This is a genomic window from Methylophilus sp. E2MeOHC9, assembly GCF_058744375.1.
This window is the reverse complement of the sequence record NZ_CP196024.1, coordinates 2,305,605-2,320,701: the sequence shown is the minus strand read 5'-3', so window position 1 is coordinate 2,320,701 and position 15,097 is coordinate 2,305,605. Positions and strand designations below refer to the sequence as shown.

At 51.1% G+C, this 15,097-nt stretch carries 12 protein-coding genes; 6 read left to right on the top strand and 6 right to left on the bottom strand.

Translation table 11 applies throughout. From position 1 onward, the window contains the following. Window positions 1-11 precede the first annotated feature (11 nt). Genes flhA through ACSSVF_RS11185 form a run of 6 tightly spaced genes read left to right on the top strand, consistent with a single transcriptional unit; the run spans window position 12 to window position 6,657 of the window. A complete protein-coding gene (flhA, locus tag ACSSVF_RS11210) occupies window positions 12-2,099 on the top strand; it encodes a flagellar biosynthesis protein FlhA (protein ID WP_442586473.1) in 2,088 nt (695 codons plus the stop codon). A gap of 1 nt (window position 2,100) precedes the next feature. Continuing rightward, a complete protein-coding gene (flhF, locus tag ACSSVF_RS11205) occupies window positions 2,101-3,459 on the top strand; it encodes a flagellar biosynthesis GTPase FlhF (RefSeq protein ID WP_492403544.1) in 1,359 nt (452 codons plus the stop codon). Further along, the gene (locus ACSSVF_RS11200) at window positions 3,452-4,261 is read left to right on the top strand and encodes a MinD/ParA family ATP-binding protein (RefSeq protein ID WP_492403543.1); all 810 of its coding nucleotides are present in this window, start codon (window positions 3,452-3,454) and stop codon (window positions 4,259-4,261) included. The genes flhF and ACSSVF_RS11200 overlap by 8 nt, the downstream gene beginning before the upstream one ends. 16 nt (window positions 4,262-4,277) lie before the next feature. Then, window positions 4,278-5,015 (top strand): RNA polymerase sigma factor FliA, encoded by a 738-nt coding sequence (locus ACSSVF_RS11195; protein ID WP_442586476.1) that lies wholly within the window; start codon window positions 4,278-4,280, stop codon window positions 5,013-5,015. Beyond that, complete coding sequence (locus tag ACSSVF_RS11190) at window positions 5,015-5,767, top strand: flagellar motor protein (RefSeq protein ID WP_492403540.1); 753 nt, start codon at window positions 5,015-5,017, stop codon at window positions 5,765-5,767. The genes ACSSVF_RS11195 and ACSSVF_RS11190 overlap by 1 nt, the downstream gene beginning before the upstream one ends. After that, on the top strand, window positions 5,767-6,657 hold the full coding sequence (locus tag ACSSVF_RS11185; protein WP_492403539.1) for a flagellar motor protein MotB: 891 nt from the start codon (window positions 5,767-5,769) through the stop codon (window positions 6,655-6,657). Before ACSSVF_RS11190 ends, ACSSVF_RS11185 begins: the two co-directional genes overlap by 1 nt. 8 nt (window positions 6,658-6,665) lie before the next feature. On the opposite strand, the gene ACSSVF_RS11180 is transcribed toward ACSSVF_RS11185, so the two are convergent. From ACSSVF_RS11180 to ligA, 6 genes are all read right to left on the bottom strand, one after another. Continuing rightward, entirely contained in the window at window positions 6,666-8,942 is a 2,277-nt protein-coding gene (locus ACSSVF_RS11180) for a putative bifunctional diguanylate cyclase/phosphodiesterase (RefSeq protein WP_492403538.1), read from the bottom strand. 250 nt (window positions 8,943-9,192) lie between these two features. Beyond that, window positions 9,193-9,813 (bottom strand): protein-methionine-sulfoxide reductase heme-binding subunit MsrQ, encoded by a 621-nt coding sequence (msrQ, locus tag ACSSVF_RS11175; RefSeq protein WP_492403537.1) that lies wholly within the window; start codon window positions 9,811-9,813, stop codon window positions 9,193-9,195. 41 nt (window positions 9,814-9,854) lie between these two features. Next, window positions 9,855-10,805 carry a protein-methionine-sulfoxide reductase catalytic subunit MsrP gene (msrP, locus tag ACSSVF_RS11170; protein ID WP_492403535.1) on the bottom strand — a complete coding sequence of 317 codons (951 nt, stop codon included), beginning with the start codon at window positions 10,803-10,805 and terminating at the stop codon, window positions 9,855-9,857. Window positions 10,806-10,966: 161 nt separating this feature from the next. Beyond that, the gene (locus tag ACSSVF_RS11165; RefSeq protein ID WP_492403534.1) at window positions 10,967-11,860 is read right to left on the bottom strand and encodes a DUF4394 domain-containing protein; all 894 of its coding nucleotides are present in this window, start codon (window positions 11,858-11,860) and stop codon (window positions 10,967-10,969) included. A 278-nt stretch (window positions 11,861-12,138) separates the two neighbouring features. Further along, on the bottom strand, window positions 12,139-12,915 hold the full coding sequence (locus ACSSVF_RS11160; RefSeq protein ID WP_492403532.1) for a hypothetical protein: 777 nt from the start codon (window positions 12,913-12,915) through the stop codon (window positions 12,139-12,141). Window positions 12,916-13,030: 115 nt separating this feature from the next. Beyond that, entirely contained in the window at window positions 13,031-15,097 is a 2,067-nt protein-coding gene (gene ligA, locus ACSSVF_RS11155; protein ID WP_492403530.1) for an NAD-dependent DNA ligase LigA, read from the bottom strand.

Here is a 15,097-nt window from a genome sequence, read left to right as displayed (position 1 = left end):
GGAGCTTATAGATGAACAACTGGCAACAAATGATGGGAAAACTGGACGGTCGCGCAGTCGCCGCACCACTCATTGTTGTATTGCTGCTGGCAATGATGATACTGCCGCTGCCGGCCATCGTGCTCGATGTGTTTTTCACCTTTAATATCGCATTGTCTATCCTGGTGCTGATGATAGGCCTGCAAACGACTAAAGCGCTCGACTTTATCGCCTTCCCTACCGTATTGCTGATGACCACCATGTTGCGCCTGGCGCTCAACGTGGCTTCTACCCGCGTAGTGCTGACTGAAGGCCATGCCGGCCCGGATGCAGCCGGTAAAGTGATCGAGGCATTTGGCCACTTCCTGATCGGCGGTAATTACGCCGTGGGTATCGTGGTGTTTGTGATCCTGACCATTATCAACTTCACGGTGATCACCAAAGGTGCTGGCCGTATTGCTGAAGTCGGCGCACGGTTTACCCTGGATGCGATGCCAGGTAAACAAATGGCGATCGATGCTGACCTCAACGCCGGCCTGATTGGTGAGGACGAAGCCCGCCGCCGCCGTAAAGAAGTCAGCCAGGAATCAGAATTCTACGGCGCGATGGACGGTGCCAGTAAATATGTACGTGGTGATGCGATTGCCGGCATCCTGGTCATCATCATCAACATCGTCGGTGGCCTGATCGTCGGCATGGTGCAACATGACCTGAGCTTTGGCGATGCCGTTAAAAACTATACCTTGCTGGCGATTGGTGATGGCCTGGTGGCACAGATCCCTTCACTGGTCATCTCTGTCGCAGCCGGTGTGGTGGTTTCGCGCGTGGCCAACAACGAAGACATCGGTGGCCAATTGATCACCCAGTTGTTTGAGGATCCACGCGTACTGAGCGTAACCGCTGGCATTGTCGGCGGTATCGGCCTGATTCCTGGCATGCCACATCTGGCCTTCCTGGGATTGGGCGCTTTGCTGGGCGGCCTAGCTTACTCAGTGAAACAAAAGCAGGAAAAAGCCAAACAGCAAGCCATTCTTGAACCACAACCGGAAGATAAACTGGCCCCTGCCAGCGAAGCAGAAGAAGCCACCTGGAACGATGTATTGCCAGTGGATACTGTCGGCCTGGAAGTAGGCTACCGCCTGATCCCGCTAGTGGACAAAGCACAAGGCGGTGAACTGCTGAAACGTATTAAAGGTATCCGCAAGAAATTCGCACAGGAAATCGGCTTTTTGGCACCGACCGTGCATATCCGTGACAACCTGACATTAAAACCGAATGCCTATCGCATCACCATGAAAGGTGTAGAGATGGCGAGTGGTGAATCCAACTTTAACCAGATGCTGGCAATTGACCCGGGCGCAGTAACTGGCGAACTGGATGGTACAAAAACCACTGATCCTGCATTTGGTTTGCCAGCAGTTTGGATAGAATCAGAGCGTAAAGAGTATGCACAAAGCTTAGGCTATACCGTGGTGGATGCAGGTACCGTGATTGCCACCCACCTCAACCATGTGATTTCACTGAATGCCGGTGAACTGCTGGGCCGCCAGGAAGTACAGCAACTGCTGGATCACCTGGGTAAAGAATCCAGCAAACTGATTGAAGAGATCGTGCCTAAGCTGATCACGTTGTCTTCGCTGCAAAAAGTATTACAGAATTTATTGAACGAAGGTGTACACATCCGCGATATGCGCACTATTTTGGAAACCCTGGCAGACCATGCGCAATATAGTCAGGATGCGAATGATCTTACTGCGATGGTGCGTGTCAAACTTGGGCGTGCCATCGTACAGGACTTGTTCCCTTACAGTGACGAAGTGACTGCCATGACGCTGGATGGCCAACTGGAACGCTTACTGCTGCAAGCATTACAAAACAATCAATCCGCACAAAGCGTGATTGAACCTGGCATCGCTGAAAAACTGTCTCAACAGACAGAAGTGGCTGCCAGACAACAGGAGCAAATGGGACTGACACCGGTATTACTGGTCGCCGCCCCACTGCGCCAGGCTTTATCAAGGTTTTTAAGAAGGACTGTCCCGCATCTCAGAGTGCTGTCGCACGACGAGTTGCCAGACAACAAATCAATACGAGTGACCAGCTTAATCGGAGCGCAATAATATGAATATCAGAAGATTTTTTGGCAAGAATGCACGTGAAGCATTGGCTCAAGTGAAACAGGCCTTAGGTGAAGACGCGATTATCGTTGCGAACCGCAGCGTCAATGGCGGCACTGAGATCATGGCCATGCTTGAAACTGATATTGAAAACACCGGTAACAAGCAGTCCTCTGATTCTCCGAATGAGGCTGCGCGCAGCCTGCTGGATTATGTCAATGGCCAAGGCGTCACGCCTGCCAGAGCCCAGCCGCGTATGCCCGAACCAGCGCCTGTTGCCAAACCGATGATGGCTCAGCCTGTGGTAGAAGAAACTGCGAGCACTGATCACATGATGATGGATATGTTTAAACAGCATAGCGAGCAGCAGGAGCAAGCCTACCAGGTTGCCACGCAAACGCTGGAAGAAAAAATGCTCACCATGATGCAGGAAATGCGTCATATGCGCAGTAACTTTGAAACGCAGATGAGTGCCATGACCTGGCAGCATCATTTGCAACACAGTCCGGCTAAATCAAAAGTATTGAGCACCCTGCTCTCTGCCAGCTTTAGCGCCGCGCTGTCACGCCAGATCGCAGAAAAAATGCCTCAGCATATTGATGTGCACAAGGCACCAATGTGGGCGAAAGAAGTCATCAGCCGCAACTTACATACGCTGGATGATGAAGATGCATTGCTGGACAAAGGCGGTGTGTATGCCCTGGTTGGCCCTACGGGTGTAGGCAAAACAACGACCACAGCCAAACTGGCGGCACGTTATGTGATGAAACACGGCACACAGAACCTGGGCCTGATCACCACTGACAGCTACCGTATTGGCGGCTACGAACAATTACGTATCTACGGCAAGATCCTGGGTGTGATGGTGCATGCAGTGAAAGATGAAGAAGACCTGAAAATCGCACTCAATGAGTTAAAAGGCAAACACATGATCCTGATTGACACTGTCGGTGTCAGCCAGCGTGATCAGGCAGTGACTGAACAGCTTTCCATGTTGAGCCGCGCTGAAACGCCTATCCAGAAATTATTGTGCCTGAACGCGACCTCTACCGGTGAAACATTGACCGATGTGATGCGCAGTTATAAAAAGCATGACATGGCAGGTTGCATTGTGACCAAACTCGATGAAGCCGCTGCCATTGGCAACGTGCTGGATGTGTTGATCCGTGAGCGCATGCGCCTGTACTACACCACTGGCGGCCAACGTGTGCCGGAAGATATTGAAGTAGCGAATAAACACGCCCTGGTTGAAAGAGTGTTAACGCCGCATCAAGCCAGCTTGCCTTACCAATACCTGGATGAAGAATTACCACTGGTGATTTCGAGCATGATGCAGGCGCAGGGAGAGCAGCATCATGTTTAATTACCATGACCAGGCCGATGGCCTGCGCCGTATCATGGCCAGGTCATCCGCACGCATCATCAGTGTCATGGCGGCAAATGGCCAGCCTGCTGATCACTGGCTCAGCCAATTGGCCGCCAGCATGGTCAGCCCCGGCAAGCGACTATTGCTGATCCAGGCTAACCAGCGGCCAATGACTAAATACACCTTGCAAGCAGTCGCACAACGCAAAAGCATTCTCAGCCGTGCTGTGGTCAAACATCCGCAAGGTTACGACCTGGCGAGCCTGACTGAAACTAACGTATTAACATCGCCCTTATCCGGCGATTTAAAAACAGAGCTCGACGGTATAGTGAACCAACTTGCGTATGACTACGATACCGTGATGATTGAAGCATTATTAGACCCGAGTGACCAGACATTAGCCCTGCCCGTGATGGCCCAGCATACCTTGGTGATCCAGATGGAACGCCATGATGTCGCCATTAAATCAGCCTATACAACGATCAAGCGTATTTGCCAGCAGCATGGCCAGATGCCTTTAAGCGTTGTGGTCACGGATGCCAATCATGAGCAAGGCCAGCAATACTTTATGCGCTTGAACCAGGTCTGCCAGCAGTTTCTGGGCGTTTCGCTGAGTTTTCTTGGCGCCATTCCCGATAGCAAACTGATGCAACAAGCCCAGGCCAAGCCAGCCTATGGTTTAAAAAACCGTCTTGCAGTGGAATCAACCCCGGCAACGCAATCTGCCATGGCATTTAAAGCGGTTGCCAGAAGCCTGGATCAACAACGTTTAACCACGTCGTCACTGGCTGCTGCCTAGAGTAAAGAGGGAAAACATGTATACCGCTAAAGGCAAAACCAACAATACCGACCAGATGCTGAAGCAGCATAGTGGCCTGGTCAAAAGAATGGCCTACCAGCTGAAGTCCAAATTGCCCTCCTGCGTGGAAGTCGATGACTTGGTACAGGCCGGCATGATAGGCCTGATGGACGCGATCCAGCGTTATGAAGATACGCATGGCGCACAATTTGAAACCTACGCGTCACAGCGGGTACGTGGTGCCATGCTGGACGAGTTACGTGGCGCCGACTGGCTGCCACGCGGTATCCGCAAAAACATGCGCGATATCGAAGTGGCGGTGCAACAGCTTGAACAAAAATTAGGCCGCCCGCCTACCGAATCTGAAATCGCTAAACACATGAACTTCAGTCTTGAAGACTACTATGATGTGTTGAGCGACTGTCAGGGTCACCAGCTCATTTATTACGAAGACTTTCATGACGATGATGGCGGTGGCGAACACTTCCTGGACCGTTTTGTTGATGATGATAGCAATGACCCGGTCAAATCCCTGCTGGAAAGCGATTTCCGTGAGGCATTGATTGACTCGATTGACCATCTGCCGGAACGCGAAAAAATGCTGATGGGCCTGTACTACGAACAGGAACTGAACCTGAAAGAGATAGGCGCCATCATGAATGTCTCGGAATCGCGTGTATGCCAGCTGCATAGCCAGGCCGTGGCCCGCTTACGTGCGTCCATGCGTGACAAATCCTGGACCGGGGTATCGTAATGGATTGGGGCAGCCTGGCAGGGCTGATCATTGCGCTCGCTGGCCTGGTGCTGGGGCAAACCTTAGAGGGTGGCCACCTTAAATCACTGATGCAGCCAGCCGCTTTTATGGTGGTGATGTTTGGCACCACCGGCGCGGTATTGCTGCAAAGCGAACTCAAGACATTTCTCAAAGGCCTGCGCATGTTGCGCTGGGTATTCGTGCATCCTGAAGATGACCGTCATAAACTGGCCCAGCGTATCAACCAGTGGAGCCAGCAAGCACGTAAAGAAAGTGTGTTATCGCTGGAAAGCCAGATCAAGCGCGAGCAAGACCCCTTTGTGCGCAAAGGCTTGCAGTTATTAGTCGATGGCACCCCTGCCGACCGCATCCGCGAAGTATGTGCCATTGATATGTATTACTTTGAAGTACAGGAACGTGATGCAGCCAAGATCTGGTCTGCTGCCGGTGGCTATGCGCCAACTGTGGGCATTATCGGCGCGGTACTCGGCCTGATCCATGTCATGGAAAACTTGTCGGACCCGGCCAAAATCGGTAGCGGCATCGCAGTGGCTTTCGTTGCCACTATCTATGGCGTTGCGCTGGCCAACCTGGTTTTTCTGCCGATTGCCAATAAATTAAAGGGACATATACAGCATGAAATTTCACGTCGTGAAATGCTGCTGAATGCCTGGGTCTCTATCGCCAGGGGCGATAACCCCAAACTGGTCAGTGAACGCCTGGAAGCCTATCTGCGCCTCAGGGAGTCGTAATGTACCGGCGCAAGATCCACGATGATGACGATGACAGCCACGACAGGTGGCTGATTTCCTATGCGGATTTCATCACCCTGTTATTCGCTTTTTTTGTGGTCATGTACGCCACCTCCAGCATCAACCTGAATAAATACCAGGCGCTCTCCAGTTCAGTGGTCACGGCTTTTCAGGGTAAACCCGGCCAAACGCCTACCATGAGTACCGATACGCCTGCTTCGTTACAAAACCAGAGTGCGAAACTTAAACCACTGCCACTCAATTATCTATACCAGGAAAAAAAGCAGCGTGACCTGGATAAGATGCGCGCCATTGGTCAACAGCTGGCTAATATACTTTCACTATGGATAGAACAAAAAAAACTTTCTATCCACCAGGGTGAATTTGGCATCGATATCACTTTGCAAAGTGGCTTATTGTTCAAGGCTGATCAATCCACGCTTTCTGATGAAGGCCCTTATGTGATCAAACTGATTGGCGAGCAATTAAAAGACGAATATCGTACTGTGCAGGTGGAAGGTCATATTGATCGCCACATGTATAGCGATGACGCTAACCCTGAAGCCAGACGCTGGGAAACAACCGCCACTCAGGCTGCGCGTGTAGCAGCCATCCTTGGCATACGTGGCGTGAGTAGCAAACGCTTATCCGCAATCGGCCTGGCCGATACCAAACCTGCTTCCAGCAGTGAAAACAATTTGGCGCAAACCGTGAATAACCGCATCATCATCCGTATTCTGACGGCTGAAAGCAATGCGCAACAGGCAGCTAACAACACCAATACGACACAGCTTGAGATTCTGCCAAAAGCGGTTGAGGCATTGGAGGCACCAGTGAATGCACCACTGGCAGAAACGCCTGCTCCTGCTGTCGTCTCCACCAACCCATAACCCCCTGCTTACTGTGGCACTTGCTCCAGGCAAGCTTCAAACTGCGCAATAGGCATGGGTTTGCCAAACAAATATCCTTGATAACGGCGGCAGCCATTATTCAATAACAACTCCATCTGTTCCTGCGTTTCTACCCCTTCGGCAATCACGCTGAGATACATGCTTTGTGCCATGGCGATAATCGTCCGTACGATGGTGCGGTCATGGCTGTCTGTGACGATATCATTGACGAATGAACGGTCGATCTTGAGCTGGTATAAAGGTAATTTTTTGAGATATTGCAACGAAGAATAGCCGGTGCCAAAGTCATCCAGTGAAAACTGGATGCCGATATGGCTAAGCTCGGTCATGATACTCACGGCGTCATCCACGTTTTCTAGCAACAGGCTTTCTGTGAGTTCCAGGCGCAACGCATTCGGATTGATCTGGTGTTTCTGGATGCAGGCTTTGACCATCGAAATAAAATTGGCCTGCCTGAACTGCCTGGCACTGATGTTCACCGATAAGCTTAGGTCACTGGTTTTGCGGGCATGCTGCCACTTTGCAATCTGGGCGCAGGCCTGATCAAGCACCCACATACCGATATCAATAATGAGCCCGCTGGATTCTGCTACTGGGATAAACTGCAATGGTGAAATAAAGCCCCGCGCAGGATGCTGCCAGCGCAATAATGCCTCAGCGCCGAACGGCCTGCCTGTATGGTCAACCTGTACCTGGTAATGCAACGCCAGTTGCTGCTGTTCGATCGCCAGCCGCAAGTCGGCTTCTAGCATCACCTGGGTGGCGATTTCTGTTTGCATGCCGGGTTCATACACACACACGGTATTGCGCCCTGCCTGCTTGGCTCTGTGCATGGCGATATCTACCGCTTTCACAAAGTCGGTGTCACGTGCATCTACACTGTTAAAGCTGGATAAACCCATGCTGGAGGTGATTTGCAGCTTCTGGCTATCCACTTTAAACGCACGTTCAAATATCTTTTGCAGTTTTCGCTGCAGCACCCACACTTGTTGCATGGCTTTATCGGCTTCACTGGCAAGGCCAGACAGCAGGATCAGGAACTCATCGCCTCCCATACACGCCAAAAAATGGGGTTTAGCCACTTTTTGCAGCCGCTCGGCGACCTGCTGTAGCAAGCGATTGCCCAAGGCATGACCGTGCGCCTCATTGATCCATTTGAAGTGATCTATATCGAGATAGATCAAACCCCAGTGCTGGCCTGTCGCCGGCTGTAATTGCACCCGTTGCAACACTTCATAGGCTTTTCTGCGGTTAGGTAAGCCGGTCACCGGCTCAAGGTAAGCCAGGGCTTCCATGGTGTCCTGTGACAGGTGTCGATCGACCACAATGCTGATTAACTTGGCAGCCTGTTCAATCATGGATTGCTCAATGGCAGTCGGCGTTTGCGGCTGGCGGTAATAAATGGCAAGTGCACCGAGAATGTCACCATCGGCAGTCAGCAACGGTTCGGCCCAGCCTGCATGAATGCCGGAGGCTAGCGCGGTCTCGCGGTGATTCACCCAGTAAGGATGCGTCATCACATCGTCGACAATCACGCGTTGTTTCATGGCGATTGAAGTCGCCAGTGACCCATGATCTGTTTCCAGCTGTAGCTGCCGCAAAGTTTCGAGCATGGTCTGCGGCAAGGTAGGTGCAATCACTGTTTGCACTAGTTTGCCCAGGTTCTGCGTCAGCACAATGGCGCAATACATATCCGTATGCAGGGTTTCGATATCACGCGCAATGGTTTCCAGCGCCCGCGTTGCATCCGGCTCTTTAAGAACCAGTTCCAGCATAGAGAACTGAAAGCGCTCGTAAGCGATCGCGCGCAGTTTTTCTTGTTGCGATGCCTGCACTGCCTGGTGTTCATGGGTAATCTCGCGTACCAGCAATAAAGACCGCTGCTTACCTGCATGATCGGAAAAATCATGCGTGACACATTCCAGCCAGCGATTCTGCTTGTCTTGTAATGCGAGCTGTATGGTGCGCTGGCTAATACCAGGCAAAGGCTGCGCGAGCATGCCTTGCAAAGGCGCATGCGTGATGGGAGGTAAACACTGCCATACCGAGGTGATGGCCTGGACTGTGAGCTCAGGCGCAAATTCAGGCACAGGAATATCGGCCCGATTAAAAAACAATAGGGCTACACATTTCCCCTGCTGATCGGTTTCTGCTGCTAACCCAAAATCAGAGGGGTCCGCCGTGGATTGCCATCTTTCAAACGTGCTGGCGAGCGCCTGATTCGCCAGAACGAATGCGCTGGGCTCGAGTATTACTTTTGACATCACATACCTTCACAACCGCAGTGTAAAATCCAACAGCCGGCAACCAAGCAACCCGCTACTTGTCGGTCGTTAAAATCACACACCCCAAAGAATTATTAGTGAGAGTCCCCCATAAAGCATGGCTCTCTTTATATTTACGATAATGTGGCTAAAAGCGCTAGTGATGTCAAGCACGAATAGAGAAGAAAATGACTGTGATGGCAGTCACACAAGCGTTTAAATCCTTTGAATCAGCATGTGCGGCCTAGCGTTACCGTCGCTGATTCAACGCCAGCTGCCAGCGCGCCGCCATTAACCCGGCAAACAGCACGCTATAGATGACAGGCTCAGTCACATCTTTTTTGACCAGCCACCAGAAATGCAACAAAGCCAGCACCGCGATCACATAGACCAGCTTGTGCAGGCTTTTCCAGCGCTGTTTGAGAGCGCGGATCGCTCGCTGATTAGAGGTGGCAGCCAGCGGTAAAGTCAACAGGAAAGCAGACGCGCCTACCAGCACATAGGGGTGCTTGACTATATCTTTGCCTATATCTGACCAGTCAAAGCTATAGTCCAGCCACAGATAACCCAGGACATGCACACAGGCATAGGCAAACATCCATAAGCCTAGCAGGCGGCGCACAGCGATCACCCAGGATTGCTGGGTCCACTGGCGCAAGGGCGTGATACTTAAAGAGAGCAGCAAAAACACCAGAGCCCAGGTGCCGGTGGAACGTTCGATAAACTCTACCGGATTTGCACCCAGACCATCTGTCAGCCCCAGGATCAGCAAGCGTAATAGCGGCAGGCAGGCACATAGCCAGATCAGCACTTTCAATGCGCGGATCTTGTCCGCAGGGCTATTGAACAAGTGTGAGGTTGAGGGCGTCATTAAAAAGGTGATGCAATATAGCCTGCCGCGAGATCAAAGCCTTAAAAATTCTTTTTTAAATCCATACCGGCGTATAACTGCCCTACTTCATCATAACCGTTGAACATCCTGGTTTTAATCCGCCCGGCAAACAAACCTGCCCCTATGCGCTTTTCTGAAGACTGCGTCCAGCGTGGGTGATCGACCTGCGGGTTCACGTTCGCATAAAAGCCATATTCACGGGGACCGGCCTTCACCCAAGTGGTAGTCGGCATTTTTTCGACAAAGCGGATAGTGCTAATGGCCTTGGCACCCTTGAAACCATATTTCCACGGCACTACCAGGCGCACAGGCGCACCATTCTGGTTAGGCAACACTTTGCCATACAAACCCACTGCCAGAATCGCCAACGGCTGCAGCGCTTCATCCATGCGCAAGCCTTCAATATACGGCCAGTCAAGCACAGGTACGCGTGCGCCAGGCATCTGGCGCGGGTCATTATAAGAAACAAATTCGATGTATTTGGCATTGCCGGTGGGCTGGGCCCAGTCAATCAACGCTTTGAGTGGCAAGCCTACCCAGGGAATGACCATAGACCAGCCCTCTACGCAACGCATGCGGTATATACGTTCTTCCAGAGGGGCTAATTTGAGTAGTTGTTCAATACTGAGTGTTTTCGGTTGTTTGATTGCGCCTTCAATTTTCATGGTCCAAGGCGAAGGCTTAAACAGCACGGCCTCGCGCGCCGGGTCTTCTTTACCAGTGCCAAATTCATAGTAGTTGTTATAACTAGTGACATCCTCATAGCTGGTCAGTTTTTCTTCCTGGCCATAAGCAGTTTTTTGCGCAGCTAGCGTGGCTGAAGCGGCTTTGGCATGCAGTGGTAGTAACAAGCCGGTGGTCATTACACCTGCCGCTTTAAGAAGGATACGCCGCTGTTTGAATACTTCGACGGGGGTGATTTCAGAAGGCTTGATGTCACTGGGGTTACGGCGATTGTTATCCAACAACATACTGGCTCCTCGGGTGGTTCAACTGGATGACGCGTGTATCAGTTTCGACCTTGAAACTGGCAAAAGAATTCCAAATAGCTAACGATATCGATGGTGAAAGCGACATAAGCAAAAGGGCTAAAGTCAGAGATAGACTTTAGCCCTTTAAGCTTACCAGCAGTTTAACCGCGCTGGCTGGATTTTCTCAATGCAATGCCTGCAATCATCCCCAAACCTGCTAGTAGCATGGCATAGGTTGCTGGCTCAGGCACAGCAGCCACACCTGTCAGGCCATTGAAGGTGCCATTCAGTGTGGTGACATATGTCGCTGAGCCATTACTCAGATTGATAGAAAACAACTGTGAATCCAGGGTGCCGTCATTAAAATTCAGCAGTGCATAGGCTTTACCGTTACCCAGGATATCAAAGCCATTGGCAAATAAAGGACTCACCCCCAGTGATCCTACTGTCTGAATCCCGCCATTGGTGGCCGGGCTGTTAAACCCGGTATTCAGGAAATGCAGGCTATTACTGGTCGTATTGATGTAATACAAATCAGTCGTATCGCCTGCACCAGGGCTTACACCGGGATTAGAGTTGGTATACGCCACCGCAGTGTAGCCATTGCCGATGTTATTGGTTGTGTTGCCTATGACGCCAGTATCTGCATTCACAGCATAGTTATTCCCTGCCCCAGTGACGACACGCAATGAGGCATTGCCAGCAAAATCGGCTGAAGGATTGAAGTCTATGCCAACAGATTGATTAGCTAATGATGCGCCACTTAAACTGGTTTTTAGCGTCGCAGCGCCAGTGGTGGTATTGAAGGTATACAGATTATTGGCGCTAGTGACACCGTATATCAGGCCGTCCGTTGGCCGCAGATCCACCCCTAGCAGGCGCTCGCCCTGTGACAAACCAGAAATGTTGATATAGGAAACAGCCCCTAGATTAAGGGTATCTATGACTGCCAGTTGATTACTATTAAACGTGTATAACGTGTCAGCAGTTGCCTGGAAAGCACCAGCCAGCATGACCGTTGCAAGCATTGCCTTGTGAAAAAAGCGAATATCCATGGTTAACCTCTCATAAATCATTTTTATATAAAATTCTGAGACACCCCGATAAACTATATCACGATAAATAATTATTAAGTTAATAATTATTCTCAACCACTATTGCGGTAGTAATTATTAAATATCAATACATTTAGTAACGAGAAAAGCTGGCCGGTAAGGCAGTTAACCAGGTGTATTTACTGCATAGGCGTATTCAAAAAATAAGCGGCAGCCGGAATATCAGTGCCACTCGTTTTGATCGACAGAGGATAGTAACTGCTGGGTTTAAAGGATGATTACGGTTTTGCCGCACGGGCTTGGGCCAACAGATCCGTTAATTCATCATCCTGGATTTTGCGGCTGATATTCTCTGCCTGGGCCAGCAATGTTTCGGCGCCAGCTGCATCTCCCTGCGCGCGTTTGACCTCAGCCCAGTGGATGGCGGTTTTGGCCTCATAAAAGCTGCCGCCATTTTCTTGCGCATATTCCATCAGGCGTTGATAAGTTCTTTCGGCACCGACAAAGTCTTTTTTCGCGACAAAAAGTTTGGCCAGCTCCAGGCTAGCTTCAGCGTATTGTTCTGGTGCTGCAGATTTACGCAACATCATCACGCCTTTTAACTGGTATTCGATGGCATGGTCAAATTGCTGTAATTGTTGGTAAGCCAAGGCTTCATGCACATAGCTATCTGCACGCTCATCATCATTTAAAGCCAGCTTCTCACCTGACTGAAAAGCCTGCAGCGCTTCGGCATACTGGCTATTGCCATAGTAAGCCTCACCGATCAGATTATGCGCAATACGCACATAACGACGCATGTTTTGCTGCTCACTCGATTTCAAGGCCTGCTGATAACTCTCAAGCGCGCCTGCCGTATTTTTAGAGGCCTGTTGCGCATGGCCAAGTAACATATAGGCAGACACTAGATCCAGGCCTTGCGGCTTGAGCGTAATGGCTTGTTTAAAGCTTTCTTCTGCGCCCGCATGTTGGGTTAAAGCCGCTTGCGCACGGCCTTTGCATAACCAGAACTCCGGCTGGTTTGCATGCTGCTCGGCCATTTTGATCGCTTGCACATATTGTTGCCTGTAGACAGCAGCATCACAAGCATCAAGCGCAGCATCTCTTGCTAATACATTATTTAAAATCAATACATTAAATAATAGTATTAAAGTAAATTTTGAATACATTTCAAAATAGATCCGGTTGTTTTTGAGTGTTTTCCAACGCGTTTTCAGGAGCTGCTGGTGGCAATTGCAACATGGCCAGTAACGCAGATTCATCCAGAATAGCGACGTTTAATTGCTGTGCTTTTTCCAGCTTGCTGCCTGCTTCTGCCCCAGCGACCACATAACTGGTTTTCGCTGAAACACTGCCACTCACTTTACCGCCCACCGCTTCTATCATGGCTTGCGCCTGATCGCGTTTCAGCGTCGGCAAGGTACCGGTCAGTACGAACGTTTTACCTGCAAACGCAGCCGATTGAATTTTTCTGGGAATATCTGCCCAATGCACGCCTAATTCACGCATGGCGGCAATCACCTCGCGGTTGTGCGGCTCCAGGAAAAACTGATAGACGGCATCGGCCACGATAGGGCCCACATCATTCACCTGCATCAAGCTTTCAATATCGGCCTGCATCAATGTGTCCAGGTCGCCATAATGCTGCGCCAGGTCTTTGGCCGTTGCCTCACCGACATTGCGGATGCCAAGCGCGTAAATAAAACGCGGCAAACTCGCTTGCTTGCTCTTATTAATCGCATCCAGCACATTCTGTGCTGATTTTTCCGCCATGCGGTCCAGGCCGGATAACATGGGCAGGTCAAGACGGTAAACATCATCCAGATGGTTGACCAGGTTACGCGCTACCAGTTGATCCACCAGTTTTTCACCCAGGCCTTCTATATCCATCGCGCGACGCGAAGCAAAATGCGTCACCGCCTGCTTACGCTGCGCCGGGCAGATCAAACCACCCGTACAACGCGCGATGGCTTCATCCTGCAGGCGCACCACATGCGAACCGCACTCAGGGCACGTGGTCGGCATGACAAAGGCTTGTGCATCGGCAGGTCGCAGCTCCGGTTTTGCCGAGACAACCTCAGGAATCACATCCCCTGCCCGCCTGACGATCACTGTGTCGCCAATATGGATATCTTTGCGGCGTAATTCATCCTCGTTATGCAGCGTGGCGTTGGTGACGGTAACGCCACCCACAAACACCGGCTTCAGCCTGGCAACTGGCGTAATGGCGCCTGTGCGGCCGACCTGCACGGTGATATCTTCCACCAGCGTCACCGCCTCTTCAGCGGCAAACTTGTGTGCCACGGCCCAGCGCGGCGCACGTGAGACAAACCCCAGAGTGCGCTGTAAATCAAAATCATTGACCTTGTACACCACGCCATCAATGTCAAACGGCAGGCTGCTGCGTTGCGTACCAATCTCTGCATAATAATCACGCAACCCCTGCGCCCCTGTTTTTACTGTGCGCAACGATGTGACCGGAAAGCGCAAATCAGCCAGGTATTGCATGGCTTCAGCATGCGATTGCAGATCAGGAATACCTTCGCTCGCCCCCAGGCCATAGGCAAAAAAGTGCAGTGGGCGTTTTGCGGTAATATTGGAATCCAGCTGACGAAGACTACCTGCGGCCGCGTTGCGCGGGTTTGCAAATAATTTTCCACCGACGGCGGCTTGTTGCTGATTTAGTTTTTCAAAGTCTTTCTTCAGCATCAGCACTTCGCCACGTACTTCGAGCAAAGCCGGTGGTTGTGCTGATGTCAGCCGGGTGGGTATGGCGCGTATGGTTTTCAGGTTATGGGTGACATTCTCACCGGTGTAGCCATCGCCACGGGTCGCCCCCTGCACAAATACGCCATGCTCATAGGTCAGGGTAATCGCCAGGCCATCGAATTTTGGCTCTACCGCATACTCAACCACGGTTTCATCCGTGGCTTCGCGTACACGGCGGTCAAAGGCTTCCAGCTCTTGTTCGCTAAACGCATTATTCAGTGAAAGCATGGCTTGCCGGTGTTGCACGCTCTCAAAAGCGGCTGAGGCTAGCCCGCCAACACGCTGGCTGGGGGAATCTACAGTGATGAGTTCAGGATATTGTTGCTCAATCTCTACCAGTTCACGATAAACCCCGTCATATTCATTGTCACTGACCAAGGGTGCATCAAGTACGTAATAGTGGTAGTCGTACTCGGCGATACGCTGCTTGAGCTGTTGTAAAACCAGCGCAGCCTCATTGGCAGACAT

Excerpts from the sequence above, each read along its gene's own strand:
- flhA (WP_442586473.1), top strand. The coding sequence starts at position 12 with ATGAACAACTGGCAACAAATGATGGGAAAACTGGACGGTCGCGCAGTC.
- flhF (WP_492403544.1), top strand. The coding sequence starts at position 2,101 with ATGAATATCAGAAGATTTTTTGGCAAGAATGCACGTGAAGCATTGGCT.
- ACSSVF_RS11200 (WP_492403543.1), top strand. The coding sequence starts at position 3,452 with ATGTTTAATTACCATGACCAGGCCGATGGCCTGCGCCGTATCATGGCC.
- ACSSVF_RS11195 (WP_442586476.1), top strand. The coding sequence starts at position 4,278 with ATGTATACCGCTAAAGGCAAAACCAACAATACCGACCAGATGCTGAAG.
- ACSSVF_RS11190 (WP_492403540.1), top strand. The coding sequence starts at position 5,015 with ATGGATTGGGGCAGCCTGGCAGGGCTGATCATTGCGCTCGCTGGCCTG.
- ACSSVF_RS11185 (WP_492403539.1), top strand. The coding sequence starts at position 5,767 with ATGTACCGGCGCAAGATCCACGATGATGACGATGACAGCCACGACAGG.
- ACSSVF_RS11180 (WP_492403538.1), bottom strand. The coding sequence starts at position 8,942 with ATGTCAAAAGTAATACTCGAGCCCAGCGCATTCGTTCTGGCGAATCAG.
- msrQ (WP_492403537.1), bottom strand. The coding sequence starts at position 9,813 with ATGACGCCCTCAACCTCACACTTGTTCAATAGCCCTGCGGACAAGATC.
- msrP (WP_492403535.1), bottom strand. The coding sequence starts at position 10,805 with ATGTTGTTGGATAACAATCGCCGTAACCCCAGTGACATCAAGCCTTCT.
- ACSSVF_RS11165 (WP_492403534.1), bottom strand. The coding sequence starts at position 11,860 with ATGGATATTCGCTTTTTTCACAAGGCAATGCTTGCAACGGTCATGCTG.
- ligA (WP_492403530.1), bottom strand. The coding sequence starts at position 15,097 with ATGTCTGCCAATGAGGCTGCGCTGGTTTTACAACAGCTCAAGCAGCGT.